Here is an 18,295-nt window from a genome sequence, read left to right as displayed (position 1 = left end):
ATTTTTATTTTATTTTTTTATATTAAAATGTGTCTTAAAAAGGTTTATTATGTCTTTAACCCTTAAAATCTCCATCTTTAGCAATATTACTAGCGATAATGTGACTCCAATAATTGCCGTTATATGTGGTCCTATAAGCTTGGTGAATGGTATCATTCCTAACAAAGAAACTTGAGTTATAATTAGTTTAACAGAATCTTTAAGATATAAAATTTTAGAAAATAATGGAATTGGAGTAATCGCGCTTCCTAGGTATGCTATTGAGGCTCCCAGGATTCCAAGGTTAGGGACTAGTAGTATTGTCAATATTAATAGTGTCGCCAGCCTAACTATCCCCACTCCCAGTACTCTCCTGAGATTCTTTTCACTGTTGAGTTTTGATATGCCGTTTAGGACTATTGCTTGTGGGATTATTGCTAGTGTTAGTATTGTCAGTGTTAATGCTCCGACGGTGAAATCTGGGTTTATGATGCCTAGTACCTCTCGGGAATCTAATCCAATAGCTACTGCTAAGGGTAGGACTATTGCTGCGCCTATCCTCAGGCTCTCATCTGCTATACCATAATTCTTATTCTTAACCATTACTGGTAGGCTTATTGAAGCCATGCTTCCGGGTATTACTGCTATTCCTAGTGCTATCATTAGTGCTACGTAGAATACTCCAGTATCCCTGGGGCTCCCGGTTAGGAGGGCTATTAGGACTACTCCAGCGCTTACTACTAGCTGGTTTGATAGTATTTGTGGATAGTTTGAGGCTCCAATCTTAAGCGTATCCACTAGGTCTTCCATTCTTGGACGAGCGAAACCTACAGCTGCCAAGGCAAGGATTGTGGAGGCTGCTAGTGCCACTATTTGCGCGGATAGTATTCCTAGGAGTAACCCGTATCCTCCCATTCCTATGAGGGCTAGTGATAATCCTACTAGTATCTTAACTGTTGTGGAGATGGTGTTGACTGTGAAAACGTGTTTGGCTCTTAACGCTGCTATTAGGGTATGTGTTGATACTAGTGTTATGAGGATTGAGATTGTTAGGAGGTATATTAATGGTATGTAGCTTGCTATCCCACCATACATGCCTGTGAATAGTATTGAAAGTGACGCAATAACTGCCCCGAGTATTAGGGCTAGTGTTAGCGCTGAGGTATAAGCCCTAGCACCCTTCTCAGGCACCTCTCTCAAGACTGCGTAGTTCAACCCTAGGTTCCCTAGGCTTGAAAGCATCATTGCCAAGGAGAAGGCTCCCGTAGCGTAGCCAATCGCCTCCGCTCCGGCCACCCTGCCAGAGAATAGCCAGAATACTAGTCCACCAAGACTAACAATTAGGTTTCCTAGGACCAGCCAGAAGCTACCCCTAACTACTTCTGCGAAGGCCTCTTCAAGGCTTCTGCCATTCTCTTCTATATTCAAATCTCTTATCATATCTGTATAACTCTTTTCTTGTCCAGATTCACGGTTCCTCTGGCACACGGTCTAATAATTCGTTTACAAGTTGAGCGGCCGCAGCTTTTACTGCTTCAAGGCTATTCATTTTTGGTTGCCATCCGGTGGCCTCCTTGATCTTTGTTATGTCTAAGAGCATCACTTTAACATCTCCAGGCCAGCCTCTACCGTCGGGAGTAGCCGGCTTGTATATGTATTTGACCTCTTCTAAACCCATCGCTTTTGCAACAGTGTTCTGCTATCTCCCTCACTGTCGTCCAGTCTTCATTACCTACATTGTAGGTTTCGGAGTATTCACCTGTAACAATTAAGTTATCTAACGCTGCGAGAGTCGCGTTTATTGCATCTGATACGTGGAGGTAGCTCTTACGCTGGCTTCCATCTCCTAGTATCTCTAGCCTGGCTGGGTCCCTGAGTAGCTTCATTATGAAGTCGTATATAACTCCGTGTCTCAGGCGTGGACCCACTATGTTCGCGTATCTTAGAATGAGGGTTTTGATCCCGTAGAGGCGGGAGTAGGTTTCCAAGAGTGATTCGGCGGCTGCCTTTGTAGCCCCGTAGATACTTATAGGCTTCAATGGGTGGGATTCCGGTGTTGGTATTTGTTCTGGGTCCCCGTATACTGTGCTACTTGACGCATACACTATCGTGTTTACTCTGTGTCTTCTGGCTACTTCTAATACGTGCATCGTCGCCGTGAGGTTTTGATGATAGTGTTCTAGTGGTTCTCTGACGCTGTGTCTCACTTCAGGGTTTGCCGCCAAGTGGAATACTATTTCAGCGCCCCGGAATTCATTGCTCCATGCACTGGGGTCTAGGAGATCTGCTCTCACAAGCTTGAAGGATTCATATCCTAGCGTCTCCTCAAGGTTTTCGAGCCTGCCAGCGGATAGGTTGTCTATTCCAGTAACAGTGTATCCTTGTGAGAGGAGTTTATCTACTAGGTGGCTTCCTATGAAGCCTGCTGCCCCAGTTACTACAACCTTCATTATGAGGTCACACTGCTAGTTCGGGGAATAGTTTTTTGAATACTTTATCGTCTAGTTTTGCGAATCTCTCCATGCTTCCTACATCGTACCAGGGGCCCGTGTGGATGTAGCCTCTTACATTGAGTCCTTTGTGGATCATCCAGGGTATTAGGTCTCCCATTATGTCGAAGCTCTTGCCCAAAACCTTCTCTGCTGCGGAGAGTGTTGCTGGCTCTAGGGCTAGTACCCCTATCGTGACTTTCACAGGGTACCATGGCTTCTCTATGAGCTCGACTACTCTTCCATCTTCTACTTTGGCGACTCCGACAGGGAGCTGGTATTTATCGGCGAGGACTAGCGTGGCGTCTGCATTGTACTCCTGGTGTTGTCTTATGAGGCGTGGTATGTTTACTTGGGCGAGTATGTCCCCATACCATACTATCACAGTGTTTTCTCCTAGTAGGTTGTTCTTGTAGGCTTTGAGGAGTGAGCCACCGGTGCCAGTGTACTCTGTGTCGTCCCAGCTGTAGGTTATCCTAACGTTCCAGTGGTGGCCTTCCCTGAAATAGTTCTTTATCTGGTTGCCGTGGTGGCCTAGGAGTAGGACTATGTCTCTTATATCATTCTTTGACAGCCAGGTTATGATGTATTCTAGGATGGGCTTTTCCTCTCCGCCCACAGGCACCATTGGCTTCGCTATTAGGTCCGTGAATGGCTTGAACCTAGTACCCTTCCCACCGGCCAGGACGGCTGCCTTTACAGTTTGATCCGCCATATTACCCCCTCATGGGAGAGAAGTATAATTCTACTGCAAGCATACTCCTGCCAAGGTAGAGTATGTAGTTGAGCTTCTCCCTAGCCCACCCGAGGAGCCGGGAGAAGCCCCCTGAGAGGATACTAGAGGCCTTGGAGAGGGCTTTCTGGAGGCCGAATAAGATAACCTTACCCCTCATGGTGTGGAACTCGATCTTAGCTATGAGCTTGGCAAGCAGGCTCTTGACGCGCTTACTCCTGTATTCGTCAACCTTCGCCCTCACGGCGGCCTCCAGCACAGCCCTCTCCAAGGCGTTGAGGACGGTCCAGTACAATTTGAGCCTCTTGGCCCTCTTCAAATGGTAGGATATCTCCTTACGGGTGACCCGTCTGGGCTCCAGCAGCTCGAGTGCTAGTTTCTCGAGCACTTCATCGCTTCTGGAGCCCAACTCTACTGGTCACCGTCCTCGGACGCATCTAAAATAGCCTGGGAATAATTGATATTTAAGATTTGCTTTCTGGGAGAGAGTGACTTGGCGGTATTATAGGATACCTTTACTAGTAATGATAGTACTGTAGACTTCTTGTAATAGTATGAGGCGTAATTATAGGATAATAATATTACATTATCTTACTTGTATAGGGGCAACCTTAGTGTTTCGGGAAGACGCTTGCAATAGTTGGAGACTTGTTTTTGAATGCAAAATTTAAATAATCTGATACGGGGTTAGAACAGGTTAAGTGGTGTCTAGCCTGTGTCGTCTGATAAGATGGTCGGCGGCCTCCTACTCGTAGTCTCGATAATCGTGATCATAGTCTATGGGTACCTGGTGTTCATGACGGATTATGCAATGCTCCTGCTCGAGCTAACAGGGTTCATCGCGGTGGCAGTGGTGTTCGGAATCCTCGCATGGATCGGTTATACGCTCGCCACGACCCCGCCTCCCAAGCCTATCGAGGAGATCGAGAAGGAGATAGAGGAGGAGTTGAAGAAGCTTGAGGCCGAGGTAAAAGAGGAGGGTGTAGAAGGAGGCGGGTCCAGCGAGGAGGCCGGGGGCTCAGCCTAGCGCCTCCATCATCTTCTCCCTACTGATGTAGAATCTACCTTTGCACTCCGGCTTTTGAGGGTCTCCTACAGTCTTTCCGAGTGCATAGCAGTATTTTCTATCGGGGTCGTATAGGATGCAGGCTAGGCAGCCGGCCTCCATGCCACTAGTTGTATTCTCGAGTTCTAGTTTGCGAGCGAAGCTCCTCGCCATCTCTAGGATACCCTTCTCCACAAGCTCCTCCACGAAGCCCTTGTAGTCTCCTTTCCCGATGAGGTTGGCCATCAGCCCAGCCTTCATCCTCGCAACAACCCTTACCCTCGTGTTTCCATCCTCCACCTCCTCAAGGTCGAACTCCATACTGAACTCATATTGGGACTCCGGTGTTGACATGTACAGTATCCTGTTATCGTATCTTCTAGCCTCTAATACAACCTTGTAAAAGCGCTCCATGCCCCACTTTACCCAGCGGAACACAACCTCGTACTTATCCTCTCCTAGCCTCCTCACAGCGTAGGTATAGCGGCTCTTTCCTAGGAACTCTGAAGGGTCTAGTATGCATTTTAGGCAGTATGTTAGCGGCATGTTCACTGTTACCCTTACCTCGTGCTCCAGCATTATACTCCACCATATACAACCATAATATATATGCCTTTTATGTATGCAGGTTCATTTACTATATATGTAACAGCCCCGTATACATATTCATACATCTATGAATGCGGGAGGATCCTCGGGTAGAGGAAAAGAATAGAGGATAATACTATTTTATTTATCATGATTAAACCACACTACCTCTCAAAACTGTATGCCGCGGCTATGAGGCCCTCAAGCATCTTGAAGTTGTCGAGGTACTTGCTGCATGTTAGCTTCACCCTCACCCCATCGAGCCTCTCGACGCAGGGGAATAGCGTCGCTATGTCGGCGTGGTATGGCCTCTTGAACTCCACCTCGATCCAAGGCTCCTCAGGCGTGAGAGGCTTTACTTCACCCTTCTCCAGCTTCTTATAAGCCCTATCCACCGCGGCTCTAAGGTCTTCCTCAACAGTCTTGAAGGGCCCCGTGAGGTCGGCGAAGAAGCTGACTGGCTTCTTTAAAGCCACGAACTCAGCCCAGGGGGTATGCTTGCCTACATGCTCTCTTAACGCTTCATCCCCCGCTACGAGCACGACTGGTTTACCGAGCTCTCCGAGGGCGTATGCGTTGAGAAGGTACTCGGTTGCAGCGTCGCATCCAGCTACTCTAACCCTCTGTATGATCCTGCCGGAGTAGGTGTGGGCTAATACTCCACCCTGCTGGGGGCTCGAGTGGTAGCCGAGGAATACTGCAGCGTCTGCCTCCTCGGCTCCTATGATCATGGAGGTTGGCCTGGGATATCCGCGTAGCAGGCTAGCTCTTCCATCGAGTTTGAAGGGGTCAATGTTGACCATGGCCCCGTGGCTGTCTGCGACTATTACCTCCTCTGCACCATGGATGTAGAGCTCGTCGACGACTATGTTGGTTACACGAGTCATGATCTCCCTCAGCTCCTGGTACAAGACGTCTCCAGGCATCATCATGTACCTGCTAGGGACCCAGGGCATGCCCTCCGCATCCACAGATATGTAGAACTTGGCCATTACACCGCACCAGTTATGATTCAAGGAGTTAGAAAGGATAATATTGAAGAGTAGCTGGCATGCATGGATCCCTCTGTTCTAGGGAGGCTCCATATGGCTTAATCCTATCCCGGGGAGGGATTTGATTGGTTTGGCTCACACTCAATCCAGCCTGCGAGGAGCTGGTTGATGTAGTAGGTGAGCTAGTCTTCGAGGATCTTCCCGGTGATCTCATCTGCCAGCTTCTCGGCCTCCTCGGTGGTTATAGCCTGGGGGCCTATAGTATTGTACTCTATCACCTCTACTACGTGGTTCTTGCAGGACTCGAGCTTCTCCCTTATCTTCTTCCCAGCTACCCCTCCCCATCCGTAGGTTGCTAGTATTGCGATCCTCTTCCCTCCGGGGACCTTCCAGCAGATCTCGTCTACTAGGTGGTCTATCTGGGGGAAGACGCTTGCCTCATAGGTTGGCGCAGCTATTATGATAGCCTCCGAGTCGACCGCGTCTGTGAGTATCTCTGAAATGTATGGTCTCGTCGTGTCTGTGTAACTGTACACTACAGTGTTTTTACCGTTCCTGCTGAGCTTGCAGGTGAGCCTTCTCACCAGGTATTCGAGGGTCCCGTACATTGATGCGTAGATTATGAGGACCTTGTCCTTCACAGCCTTTCCCTTGGCTATGCTACCGTATATCTCTACCACCTTCCTGGGATCCCTCCTCCATATGAGGCCGTGGGCGGGGGCGATCATCTTGGGCTCTACGCCGAGCTTGTTGAGCTTCTCCAGGTTCCTGGTGATCCACTGACTATAGTGGCCTATCACTGTTACAACGTACTTCTGCATGCTCCTCAATGCATCCTGCCATTTTATGCACTCGTCGTCGAAGAGCCCGTAGGGAATCCCGTATCCTCCGAATGCATCGCATGTCACGAGGATCCCCCTGCCGGGTAGCCAAGTCATCATTGTCTCGGGCCAGTGGAGCCATGGAGTGTGTATGAACTGCATCCTTTCCCCGCCAAACTCGAGTACTTCTCCATCCCTTACTGGCTGGAACCTCTCCTTAGCCCTGGGATAAGCCTTCATCATCTTCCCAGCCATCGGGTGGCCTAGAACCCTGGCTCCGGGGCTCCACCTCACCACGTCCTCGAGGCTCCCTGAATGGTCCGGCTCCATATGGTTTACGACAATATACTTCAACTCATCAGGCGAGATCAGGGTCTCTAGGGCATCTATGAACTGGCCCGCGAAGGGCTTCTTCCAACCGTCGAATAAAACAGCTCCATCCTCCGTCTTGAGGAGGTAGGCGTTGTATGTTATACCTTCTGGTATTTCCCAGAGGGCTTCAAAGTACTTTGTATACCTGTCGTTGACTCGGAGGACGTAGAAGTCGTGGTCTATCTCCTCTACACGATAAGTAGCCAAGACCCACTACACCATTTTATAACAGGGCATTGTTTCCAAGGTAATGTGGATTATGCCAGGATTTAACAGGTAGATTCACTCAAATTCCCTTATCTCCCCCAGCGAGCTCGAGGATCCAGGAGCCGCCATACTCCTTCAACTCTACGATTCTAGGGGTGGGGAGGCTGGACTCGTGCACCGGGCTGTCCAGTACTAGGGTGTGGTATTCGCCCCTCTCGCCTAGGGGGTCTAAGCCCTTCTTTCTCGCATCCGCCACTAGCTGTGATATGTTGGAGGAGTCAACCATCCTGCCCAGCCATGATAGCAGCTGGTATTGTACTCCTGTCATCATTGTTTTGAAGCCGCGCTCGTAGATCTCGTAGGCTAGGTCCTCGGGGTCCCTACCCCAGAGGGGTTCCCTCAGCCGGGCTCCAGCCTCAGAGGCGACGCCTTCAAAGTACTTTAAATGGTCCTCTATGTACACGTCTCCAGCTACAAGCTCGCCGGCATTGAGCCTCTCGAGCACCCTTATAGTGTCCTCCCTCTCTCTACCCCTCCCCAGCCTCACGACGAGAACTGGTACTCCTGTGAGTGTTAGAGTCTCAACCGTCAGCCCCAGGTTGACGAGGTGCGGACTGGGCACGGGGAACTCGTAGATCAATACCAGCCCATAGTCTGGGGGCCAATAATGCATGGCGGCGTATAGTGAGTCTTTTCCACCAGAGAGGAGGGCTACTCGCGCGCCCAAACACTACACCATGATATCTGATTTGTTGGGAAAAGGGGGGACATTAATCATTGAACCCTTCAAACCCGGGGAAGGGTTGTAGTGTTTGGACAGTATTAGGGGGCCTCTGTCTACGAGTTAGTGGTAATATTTGTTGGAGTCAGCCTAGCGTCTAACAGTTTAATCGTTACAATGAAGGCTGGACCGTTGGGTGGCTGCCCATTATACTGGTCTCCGTGGGGGAATACTGCATGGTATTCTAGGGGGACTACTGACTCCGCGGTTATCAAGTAGTAGCCGTGTACATAGTCTGGCTCCGTCCAGAATGTTAGATTATAAACCATGAACCTCAACCCTGTGCCAGGATACTCCAATACTCCTACAGGTGTGATCTTGTAGTAGTATTTCTGGTATGGGCCTCCAGTGCCCATTGCGGAGTCCTCGATAACCCTCCCGCTTGTATCGAATAGTATATTGTGGGGGTTTTGGAGTTCGATGGGCATGAACTCGCTCGCAACTGCATGAGTGTAGAGGACCTGGTTGATCTTGTTCACATACCCCAGCACGTCTGGGTGCCCTTCAACTATTGGGTCGCACCACGCCGCCTGGTCAATGGGTAGTAGGGCCATGGCCGCCCACCATTCCCCGCTGGCATCTGGTGAGGAGACGCTTCCTCCAACAATACTATGGAGGTCGCCTGGGGGAGTGGCGGATTGGGCATTATCGCCCCACGGGACCCCGCCTAGGGCGTCTAGGGCTGTTGTAGCGTTGGGTAGGAGGTAGACTGTGGCGGTGAATCTGTAGCCGCTGGTGAAGCTGGCGGTATAGGCGACCTTATACCCGTCTTCGACGTTCGCCTCGAATACCGCATTATTAGACCTGTTGCGGCATGATGTGGTGAATGATTCCCTCTCCAAGCTCCAGGTAGTATTGAAGACCAGCTGCAATCCCCCCTGCTCGGTGTAGTTGAAGAAGACCTTGGCATAGCTGAAGTCGTAGAAGGTCCCATTGATGAGGACCGGCGGGGGCTCTGGCTGCGGAGTGTGGCCCCTGATAAGCCTTACCCCGACGAACTCCTCCGTGTAATCCCAAACACTCTCGTTAACGCTCCCTCCACTCATAGAGGTCGTGGTGGTAGACGTTGTTCTGAGTGCCGCCGGTCGCTGTATTGGATCCTGTTATTGTAGCATTCGCGGAACTTGTAGTGTTAGATGCTTCATAACCGCGTTGCCCGAGCTGCCCGACGCATACATGTAGTATGCGCCAGTAGCGACAAGGAGCAGGATAACAATGAGCGCAGTTGTTGTCAAACCCATTCTCGAAACACCTTAATAGTGTTACGGTTAGATTCGAGACCAATAAAGTATATATATTCATATGAAAATTCAGGACGCTTCAGACAAAAAGCAAGTGAGAATATTTAAAATATAAACAGCTCCTGTGAGACCGCTCTCACTAGAAATCCTCCCGAAGAGCCTACATAATCATGTGTCGGTGAGCCTGTTTCATGGGAAACGTACATGCAGTTCTCTTCATCATTATCTGCTCTTGGACAATTAATTTTTACCTTGCATTCAAACAAATTATTAATGATATTGGAGGAGGGTTATCAGGTTTTATAATAGATGTAGCCCTTATGCGGGCTACTCTATCCAGTCGCCTGTCTGGATCTTCTCTGGTATGTAGGTGTCTGCTAGGAAGCGGAGTCCCTTGCTGGCCATCGCCTCTATCTCCAGCTTAGCCTTCTTCTCTAGGAAGAGCTTCAGCTCCCTCCTCCACCCCTTGCTCCGGAACCAGCTGTACCTCATCAGCTCCTTAGCCCTCTTGATGTCGACATCCTTTGCCTTGATGATGTAGTTCTTCCTCTCCCTCTCGCTGAGGTATGGCTTCTTACCCCTATAGCCGAAGACGTTGCTCATGCTAACCCCGAGGAACCTGGCTTTGGGGGTGGCTAGCCTCTCGCTCTCATAGGAGAGCTGTATGCTGCCAACCTTGAACACGCTGTAAATGTACCATCCGTAGGGGTCGCTGTTGTGGAGTATAACTCCATGGCCGCCCGTGAAGCTGTTTGAGAGGGGGACGGCTAAGTCGTAGACGTAGCCCTCATACCACCTACGCCTAACAGAGACTATCCTCGACACGCCAACACCGGGCTTCCATGGTTTGGATTGGTTAGGGGCTGCTGTGACTCCACCATCTATTATACGTGGGCTATACCCGGTCATTAGCAGGAGGAGGCTGAGCTTCTTACCCGCTTCCTCGCCCGCCACATGTATTATTAGCTCCCCATCCCTCGATACCCTGCCGCACTCCCCGATGAGCCCTTCAATAAGTGGTCGCCCAAGCCTGGATGCGAGGTTGAAGGCGTCGCCTGGCAGGTCGACTAGCTCCCCGCTCCTGCATATGGTTTGGAGGGGGATGCTTTCATCCATGAGTAGAAGAGAGCCGCCGCGGGAGCTGGACGTGTATGTTGCTGTGGACTCCCACGCCGCCTCCCAGCTGGGGCTGTGGGTTGGGGCGGGTATGGCTTCCGCTACTAGGAGCTGGTCTCCTACTCTGACCCTCTCGGCTGGCGCTACCTGGACGCGCCCGTCTCTAACTAGGAATAGGCTGTGTCCCCTCGTAACCCTTATCGTTCCCCTGTCCATCGTTTCTATTTCGAGTATCTCGTCTTCTATGAAGTGCCTGTACAGGTAGCCTACGCGGGTCCACTCTACACTGTTTGATATGGGGTTCCATGAGGGGACCTGTAATGGTGCCTCAACCCTCTCCCTCTCCAGCCCGGGTGTGAATAGGTTGCCCAGCAGCTCCTCTATGGGGCCAGCCATAACGGCGCCGGTAGCAGGGTCCCTCGCGAGCACTACCTCGTCTCTGGTTATAGAGTCTGTTAGGATGTATATCGGGAGGCCTAGCTCCTCGTTCAGCCTTCTCACGAACCTCCTCGTAGCCCTATCAGGCTGGCCTGCACCTGTTACGAGTATTGCCCTGTACTTGTCCCAGAACTTTATACGGTGGAGCTGCTGGAATACTGCGTCCTTCTCCACCACGAGCACGAACTCAGCGTCTACATCCTTGATCTCTATTAGGTCTGGTGTGGACTCAATAGCGTAGGCTCCATGACCCATCTTGGAGAGATCTATGGTGTCGCCACCGCTCCTTATGATCATGCGGCCTACAACCTTACCCTTCTCCTTGGAGAGTATGAGCATATCCTCCCTTAGGAGGCCTGTGTATACCTCTACATCCCTTATCGCGGCGTCGCTCTCGCTCTGCTCCTCCCAGGTGTTCTCCTCCCTCTTCCTACCACGGAGGTCCCTGTATACTATGGTGTGCTTGCCCCTGTAGTATAGGTCTCTTATAGTGGGGTACTCGTTCTCCACGAGAGCCTGGTAGATTATCGCTGCCATTAGGAGGGTTTGCATAAACTTCCTAGCCTCACCCATGTTTAGGAAGTCACGCCTTATCTTCCCCTCCCCCATAACCAGTATGCCGCGCTCCGGGTCGAACCTCACGTTAGCCAGCGTCCTCTTAGGGATCTCGAGTACTGGCGGCTTGCCCTCAAGTATATCCTCGAGTACCTTCTTGAATCTCTCGTGTATGACCTGCGCCGCCCTCTTCCTCGCCTCCATATCCACCTTGTCGATGAAGTGCTCCGCCACTGTACCGGCACCCCTCTCCAACTCGCAGCGGCCAGCTCCTAGCCCGCCCCATCCCTACCTAAGGGTTGGGCTTCCATGGCAGGCTCCATGGCGACCGCCTCCAAGAGTAGGGGTTTGAAGCCCTTAAACTCTATCGTGGAGGAGTTGTAGGAGGTGGGCTACTCTGTTTCAACCTCGGATATTACCTTCCTCACTACCTCCTCCGCCTCAACCTCCTCCACTCCAGGAAGCTCTGGGAGCTCCACGTTCCTGGCCACCAGCTTCACCAGGGCCTCGACGAGCTTCTCCTCATCCTCCGGCCTCGGGGGGGACCAGGAGTTGGGCGGCTTAGAGAGCATTGCAAGGCTCCTCGCAACCTCCGGGATGTATTTTGCAAGGGTTATGATCTTCCTCCTGACCTCCGCCTCCCTCCTCTTCCTCGAGAGGAAGACTCGGAGGCTCCTCGCAACCTCCCAGACGCCAGCCCTTATCTCCGCCTCGATCTCGGGAACGTCCCCAATAGACTCCTTACCAGCCTCCTTGTAGGGTATCTTAGTGCTGGCCACATGGACTAGTACGACCAGGGGGGCCGGGAAGTCTACATAGTAGTTCTTCCAGTTAACGCTCGATACAACCTTGTATGATACATCCTCCCTTTCACCGTAGAGGAGCGGGATCTTGTTTGCATACCTTAACAGGATTGGTTCATCCTTAGCCGGTATGCTGCCGCCATAGGCTAATCCAACCTCTACTATGAAGGGGTGGCCCATATAGGATCTCGCGGGCCTCGTTACTGCTGAGACGAATTCTGGGTGGAACATTCTCTTCAACCCTATCTCTATGAGATCCTCTCCTATAGGGGAGAGGTAGTCGCTCCTCGGCCCACGGAACCCCTTATAGCTCCTCAGCTTGTCGACTAGGCGGACTAGGAGTTCCTGGTATTCCCTGCGGAGGAGGTTCTTGGGGCTCATCCCAGGATCTACTCCTGCCTCTCTTAGGAATGCTTCGGCGCTCTTCGAGCCCACGCTCTGGAACTCTGTTACTAGCATGTCTTTCAAGGTCTTGGCGGTTGTGGACTGTATGATCATCTTGAACTGTTCAAGGTTCACTCCGTGGGGGTGGGGCTTCGCCTCCCTTGGGGGCTTGGGCATCTTCCTCGTGGACCTGGGGAATACGTAGATTTCGCCGTCCGGCGTCTCAAGGTGGATCTCAGCGTAGGGGGCTACTATAGCAGTCCTCTTAATATACTCTATAACCCTCGATCTGGCCCTCCTCCAGTCTCCCGCGATTGTTATTGAGACTCTTGTCCCGTGCCAGGAACCCCTCTTCCTCCACTGGCCCTCCTCGACTATCCGCGGCCTGTTCTCGTTTATATCGATGAAGAGCCTCTTCATGTAAACATAGTCTCCATCAGCCATAGATGAGATCACGGTTACAGGCCTACCTGCAGTCTGCTGCCCATATATTACGGCCGCCTTCACGCCAAGCCCGAACATCCCCCTCGTCTGCCTGATCACATACTTGCTCGAGTAGAGCACCCTCCCGAAGGCGTCAGCCATAACTGTGGGAGGGACCCCTATACCATTATCCTCCACCGTTATAGTATACCTATCCTCCTCCTGGAAGCCCTCAGCCCTCCTCACAATCACCCTGATAACCGGGAGAATCCCGTGTGTATCGGTGGCGTCGAGCGCGTTCTCCACGAGCTCCCTAACCGTCTGATAGATCGCCCTGGTCGGGTTTGAGAAGCCCGCGAGCTCCTTATACCTGCTGAAGAACTCGGCGGGGCTCATAGCCCTATACTTCTCTCCCCTAACCGCTGCGCTGGCACTAGCCTCCCCAGCCCCGCCTGCAGGGTCCCTGCTAGCAGTCTTAGCCCTCCTAGCCAATGCAGTACCGCACCCTCGATAAAGATCCAATCAGTGAGTTCGTAGCTGAGACATTAATAGTATACCCCCCTTGTAAAGGAGACCCCCAGAGGTCACATCCCGCCAGACTTGCCCACCGAGCCTTCTGGGAAGGGGAGCCTGTTAACCACGCAGGCCACGTCTAGCCATCTCACCTCGACCAGGGAGGGATCCTCGGGTCCAGGGTCCCGGAAGGTATCCTCCACCATCCTCCTGGAGACCGATACTATACCTCCCCTCCTGGAAGCCGCCCTCACCGCTAGCCTCAAGGCTGTGTGGAGCTGGTGTTCATCCTCAGCCTGCCTGCAGCCCGAGAGGTCAACAGTGCCGATCTCACGGCCCTCAGCCCTACCACCCCTCAGCTTCACCTTCCCGGCGTCCAGGGGTCTGACTATGAATCTCTCCAGGGGCCTAGTGTAGGGTCTAGGCTTCACCTCCCTGGGAAGGCGTTGGGAGACATGCTTCTTAGCGTACTCGGTGGCATCGACAGGCCTGTACTCGTCCATTACCAGCACTGTGTCCGCGCTCGCCAGGAGGATATCGCTCCCGCTAGCAACTATGACAACGCTTACCCCAGCCTCCTTGAGGGACCCTGCCAGCTCCGATATCGTGAGGAGAGTCTTCTTGCCAGTAACCTCCTCAGTCCATATGTCGCGGTGTATGAAGTTGGTCGCTGTGAGGTCCTCGTCTATCAGTATGAGCCTGCTGCCAGCCTCAACAGCCTCCTGCAGGGAAGCCATTGCACTTGTAGCCCCGCTAGCATTGCTTGTCGACCAGCAGGTGGAGTCCCTTAGTCCGGGGAGGCTCTCAACCCAGGGCCTAATATCAACGCAGGAAACCCTCCTGCCATTCTCGCTCTGAACCCAGAAGGCGTCCCTCCTCGTTACGACTAGCTCTCTCCCATCCCCGGGGATGTGGTTCCAAACCCCCCTGCTCAGCGCGTCTAGGAGGGTGGACTTGCCGTGGAAGGCGGGGCCCACTATTAGGGTGAGGCCCCTCCTCACCCCCATCCCCGACACAACCCTGCCCGTGGGGAGCTCGAACTCCACCCTTAGGCTCTTGGGGGATTCGAAGGGAACAGCGTCCTCTAGGGGCTCCTCGCAGCCCCCACACGCTCTTGGAAGTATGCTTCCATCACCTACAAATGCTACGAGGCCCCTCTCCTCGAGCTTTCCCCTGATATACTCCTGCTCCCTCCAAACCCTCACGTACTCGGAGACCATGGGGTCCCTTGAGTGGCCTGCAACCTCCCTGGCGAGGCTCGGTACTATGTCGAGGAGGAGCCTCCTCGCCACCCCCGCGAGGACCCGCCTCCTGCGGGATGGCAGGCCGATCCAGAAGCGGAGTATCAGCCTGTAGCCACTAGTCCCCGGGACTATGGTTGAGGATGCCCTCCTAATCATTATGGGGCCGGGCCTGGGGAACCTCACCTCCCCGCTGTGACCCTCACCAGCCCCCCTCAAGCTCATCTTCCGGGCAACCCTATACGCTACCCTGGCAAGGTAGTCGGCTACCGGGACCCTATACTTGGCAGGGTCCCCCTCAAGGGATACAGGGACCTCGACCCTTACAATGCTGGGGGGCGCGAATGGGTCCCCCTGAACCTTCACGATCCTAACACCAACGCTCCCGACGTTATAGGAGAGGCCCTCGAGCTGCTTGTAGCTCTTATACCCCCTCCCGTCGATGCCGGAGAGGATCCTTGCAACTCTATCACCATCCATACCCTGGCACCATATACTGTTCCATGCAGTCCCTGGCACAGTCGGCGGATTATAACCAGGATAATAATCCCCACCCACTACACACTGCAAGTGGTGCCCGCTATGACTGGCATAGACGAGTTCTATAGTACTCTCAAGAGGCTCGCAGAGACGATCAGCGTCTCTGGCAGCGAGGATTGGATAAGGGAGGTGGTCATAGGCCTCCTAAAGCCCCACGCGGACGAAGTGTACACTGACGCACTCGGCAACGTGATTGCCGTTAAGAAGGGGGCCGGGAAGGGCAGGATCATGATCGCGGCCCACATGGACGAGATAGGGTTAATGGTGAGCCACATAGACAAGAACGGATTCCTCCGCATACAGGCCATCGGTGGCTGGAACCCCCTAGTCCTCCCAGGTCAGAGGCTGCTTATCAGGGGAGAGAAGGGAGTAGTTAGAGGAGTTGTCGGGCTAACACCACCCCACATACTCAGCGAGGAGGAGGCTAAGAAGATACCCGAGATTCGAAAGCTCTTCGTAGATATAGGCGCGTCGAGCAGGGAGGAGGCCGAGGAGATGGGGGTACGCGTTGGAAGCGTAGCCGTTATTGAGAGGAGTGTTGAGAGGCTCGGCGAGCACAGGGCCACGGGGAGGGCCTTCGACGACAGGGTTGGAGTAGCAGTCCTAATACATGCCTTCGCCGAGGCGGAACCGGGTGATGTAGACCTCTACGCTGTCGCAACCGTGCAGGAAGAGGTCGGATTGAAGGGCGCTAGGGTTGCAGCCTACAGGATCTCCCCAGACGTAGCACTAGCATTAGATGTAACGATAGCAGCAGACGTGCCCGGGGTCCCCGAGGAGTCCATGATAACAAAGCTTGGAGGGGGACCCGCGATAAAGGTCATGGACGGAAGAGGAGGCTCTGGGCTACTAGCACACCCCATGGTTAGGGGGAAGCTGGAGGAGGTCGCCCGGGAGAAGGGGATACCATACCAGCTAGAGATACTCCCAGGCGGCACCACCGACGCCGCAATCATAGCGTTGAACAAGGAGGGGGTCCCGGCCGGGACTGTATCGATCCCGACAAGGTACATCCACAGCCCCGTCGAGGTACTGGACCTTAGGGATGCCGTGAACACTGTAAAGCTAGTCGCAGGCTTCACCGAGTCCATAACGGGGGAGTGGATCGAGAAGGTTAAGGGATCCAGGATACTCTAGGCTCTCCAAGCCACTCCAGCCTCCAGCATCTTTCCAGCCTCCTCCACCCCCTCCAGGCTCCGCGAGCCTTCCACAGCATGATAGGGGAGCCTTCGGGCGTGGAGGGTGAAGGCTAGGAGTCCAGAGGCAACCGCTGCTAGAGTGGAGCCGTCATCACCAACTACTGCTACGAGCCATAGGGGGAAGAAGCCGAGGCTCCCAGCGAGCACCGTTAGGGCCTTGATCATAATCGCGGCGATGAAGCCTGTGAACAGGCTCCTCGAGAAACCCTTCGAGTAATATAGGAGTAAGGGCAGCCTCGAGATGCCCCTTCTTAGGACGGCGTCGGCGTGTCTTGCAACAACCTCCACGTCTCCTACAGCTATCGATGCATCCGCCTCCGCGAGAGCCGCTAGATCATTTATACCGTCACCAACCACTGCAACCCTGCCGTGGTGGCGGAGCCTCCTAGCGAGGAGCATCTTATCCTCCGGCTTAAGCCCAGCATACCACTCATCCACCCCTAGCATGGCGGCGATCTTCTCCACGCGCTCCCTCCTATCACCGCTGGCAAGCACAACCTTGTAGCCCATCCCCTTCAAAGCCCGGATTACATGCTTGGCTGAATCGTCTAGGAGGTCTTGGAAGCATAGCACTCCGCTTCCGCCATTAACTGATACGTAGACACTAGCATCGGCCCGGCTGCACTCTAAGCCCTCAACGCCCGTATAGGACGCCCTGCCAAGCCTGACCTCGACCCCATTGACCCTGCCAGTTAGCCCCTCTCCGGGCACCTCCTTTACAGACTCCGCGACAGGTATCTCGACTCCCATCCTGAGAGCCGCCTCCACTATACCTCGGCTGAGGGGGTGGCTGCTGGACGCGGCTAGTGCGGCGGCGTATGAAATCAGGTCTCTCTCGGAGATGCCATTAGTTAGTAGGCGGGTTAGCATGGGCTTGCCTAGGGTGAGGGTCCCTGTCTTATCCAAGACCACAATATTTACCTGGGAGAGCCTCTCCAGGGCTCTCCCACCCTTCACTAATACGCCCTTACCTGCTAGGGATGCAGCGGTGGAGAGGGATGCAACGCTCGACGTGATAATGAAGGCGCTGGGGCAGCCTGCGAGGAGGATGCTTACGCTCGCTTCGAGGCCTGCCAGGATGAGGGCTCCCAGACTCGCGGCTAGGAGAGTGATGGTGTAGAGTGGAGTGATCTTCTCGATCCGCCTCTCAATGCCTGTCCTCTCCTCCAGCAGCCTGGCTGCAGCCTCAATTGTCCTCTGCAGCGTGGATTCGCCTGGCCTTTTCAAAGCCTTAACCCTGACTGGGTCCTGTAGGTTTATGTATCCACTGTAGACTATCCCTCCCCTCTCAACTACCATAGGGAGTGGCTCGCCTGTGACGAGGCTTGTGTCGAATACTCCCCTCTCTGATAGTAGTCGTCCGTCAACGGGGACTACTTGCCCCTTACCAACAACTATGGTGTCTCCAGGCCTTACAGAGTCGGGAGGGATTATCCTCCTAACCCCATCCCTCTCCACAGTCACGGTCTCCGGGAGGATCTTCATGAGCTTCGAGATGTTTCTGGTAGCGAGACCCTCTACCGCCTCCTCTAGGGTCTCCGCGAACCCGTAGATGGCGAGTATTATGAAGCCTTCCAGCACCGTGCCTGCGGCTGATAGTATTAGGGCTACACCGCCCATGAGTATATCTACGGTATACTTCCCCCTTAAGCTGTATATGAGGAATCTGGCTAGGAGTAGGAGCCCTAGCCCTGCCAGAGTTATTCTAGCTGGAAGATGGTAGCCTGCAAGGTATAATGTTGCCCCCGCTATACTGGCTAGCGTGAGCTCTATCCACTCCCATTCGAAGTCTATTCTCTCTTCATCCTGCTCCACTCCCAAGCCCCGACCATATT

The 18,295-nt window shown here is 53.3% G+C and carries 15 protein-coding genes and 3 pseudogenes; 2 read left to right on the top strand and 16 right to left on the bottom strand.

Translation table 11 applies throughout. The features are described from left to right. Positions 1-9: 9 nt before the first annotated feature. The 4 genes from ACZ47H_RS08095 to ACZ47H_RS08080 form a co-directional block, all read right to left on the bottom strand. Positions 10-1,407, bottom strand: coding sequence for a lipopolysaccharide biosynthesis protein (locus ACZ47H_RS08095; RefSeq protein WP_464933174.1), 1,398 nt, complete (start codon positions 1,405-1,407; stop codon positions 10-12). Positions 1,408-1,604: 197 nt separating this feature from the next. Then, positions 1,605-2,429 carry an NAD-dependent epimerase/dehydratase family protein gene (locus ACZ47H_RS08090; RefSeq protein ID WP_464933173.1) on the bottom strand — a complete coding sequence of 275 codons (825 nt, stop codon included), beginning with the start codon at positions 2,427-2,429 and terminating at the stop codon, positions 1,605-1,607. A gap of 7 nt (positions 2,430-2,436) precedes the next feature. Further along, positions 2,437-3,183 (bottom strand): nucleotidyltransferase family protein, encoded by a 747-nt coding sequence (locus ACZ47H_RS08085; protein ID WP_464933172.1) that lies wholly within the window; start codon positions 3,181-3,183, stop codon positions 2,437-2,439. A 1-nt stretch (position 3,184) separates the two neighbouring features. Beyond that, the gene (locus tag ACZ47H_RS08080) at positions 3,185-3,610 is read right to left on the bottom strand and encodes a hypothetical protein (protein WP_464933171.1); all 426 of its coding nucleotides are present in this window, start codon (positions 3,608-3,610) and stop codon (positions 3,185-3,187) included. A gap of 306 nt (positions 3,611-3,916) precedes the next feature. On the opposite strand from ACZ47H_RS08080, the gene ACZ47H_RS08075 reads away from it, so the two are divergent. Beyond that, positions 3,917-4,228: a transcriptional regulator gene (locus ACZ47H_RS08075; protein ID WP_464933170.1), complete on the top strand. Its 312-nt coding sequence runs from the start codon at positions 3,917-3,919 to the stop codon at positions 4,226-4,228. On the opposite strand, the gene ACZ47H_RS08070 is transcribed toward ACZ47H_RS08075, so the two are convergent. The 11 genes and pseudogenes from ACZ47H_RS08070 to ACZ47H_RS08020 form a co-directional block, all read right to left on the bottom strand. Then, the gene (locus ACZ47H_RS08070; protein ID WP_464933169.1) at positions 4,220-4,825 is read right to left on the bottom strand and encodes a hypothetical protein; all 606 of its coding nucleotides are present in this window, start codon (positions 4,823-4,825) and stop codon (positions 4,220-4,222) included. The two genes, ACZ47H_RS08075 and ACZ47H_RS08070, sit on opposite strands and share 9 nt — an antisense overlap. Before the next feature lie 173 nt (positions 4,826-4,998). Continuing rightward, positions 4,999-5,826: a M55 family metallopeptidase gene (locus tag ACZ47H_RS08065; RefSeq protein ID WP_464933168.1), complete on the bottom strand. Its 828-nt coding sequence runs from the start codon at positions 5,824-5,826 to the stop codon at positions 4,999-5,001. Between the two features lie 182 nt (positions 5,827-6,008). Further along, entirely contained in the window at positions 6,009-7,226 is a 1,218-nt protein-coding gene (locus tag ACZ47H_RS08060; protein ID WP_464933167.1) for an FprA family A-type flavoprotein, read from the bottom strand. Between the two features lie 79 nt (positions 7,227-7,305). Further along, on the bottom strand, positions 7,306-7,953 hold the full coding sequence (locus ACZ47H_RS08055; protein ID WP_464933166.1) for a Dph6-related ATP pyrophosphatase: 648 nt from the start codon (positions 7,951-7,953) through the stop codon (positions 7,306-7,308). A gap of 110 nt (positions 7,954-8,063) precedes the next feature. After that, positions 8,064-9,053 (bottom strand): hypothetical protein, encoded by a 990-nt coding sequence (locus ACZ47H_RS08050; RefSeq protein ID WP_464933165.1) that lies wholly within the window; start codon positions 9,051-9,053, stop codon positions 8,064-8,066. A gap of 57 nt (positions 9,054-9,110) precedes the next feature. Continuing rightward, positions 9,111-9,248 (bottom strand): hypothetical protein, encoded by a 138-nt coding sequence (locus ACZ47H_RS08045; protein ID WP_464933164.1) that lies wholly within the window; start codon positions 9,246-9,248, stop codon positions 9,111-9,113. A gap of 327 nt (positions 9,249-9,575) precedes the next feature. After that, a pseudogene (locus ACZ47H_RS08040) lies at positions 9,576-9,974 on the bottom strand (DNA topoisomerase IV subunit A); the annotation flags it as partial. Next, positions 9,975-10,640 (bottom strand): annotated as a pseudogene (locus ACZ47H_RS08035) (Hint domain-containing protein); the annotation flags it as partial. Positions 10,641-10,811: 171 nt separating this feature from the next. Further along, positions 10,812-11,561: pseudogene (locus tag ACZ47H_RS08030) on the bottom strand (DNA topoisomerase IV subunit A); the annotation flags it as partial. 188 nt (positions 11,562-11,749) lie between these two features. Then, positions 11,750-13,459, bottom strand: a complete 1,710-nt coding sequence (locus ACZ47H_RS08025; protein ID WP_464933163.1) for a DNA topoisomerase VI subunit B — start codon at positions 13,457-13,459, stop codon at positions 11,750-11,752. Positions 13,460-13,551: 92 nt separating this feature from the next. Then, positions 13,552-15,201 (bottom strand): P-loop domain-containing protein, encoded by a 1,650-nt coding sequence (locus tag ACZ47H_RS08020; protein WP_464933162.1) that lies wholly within the window; start codon positions 15,199-15,201, stop codon positions 13,552-13,554. A 102-nt stretch (positions 15,202-15,303) separates the two neighbouring features. On the opposite strand from ACZ47H_RS08020, the gene ACZ47H_RS08015 reads away from it, so the two are divergent. Next, a complete protein-coding gene (locus tag ACZ47H_RS08015; protein WP_464933161.1) occupies positions 15,304-16,398 on the top strand; it encodes a M42 family metallopeptidase in 1,095 nt (364 codons plus the stop codon). On the opposite strand, the gene ACZ47H_RS08010 is transcribed toward ACZ47H_RS08015, so the two are convergent. Then, entirely contained in the window at positions 16,395-18,275 is a 1,881-nt protein-coding gene (locus ACZ47H_RS08010; RefSeq protein WP_464933160.1) for a heavy metal translocating P-type ATPase, read from the bottom strand. The genes ACZ47H_RS08015 and ACZ47H_RS08010 overlap by 4 nt on opposite strands. Positions 18,276-18,295: the final 20 nt, after the last annotated feature.

This window comes from Thermodiscus maritimus (genome assembly GCF_055382595.1).
Note: the sequence above shows the minus strand (reverse complement) of the source record. Positions and strands in the feature narration are given on the sequence as shown.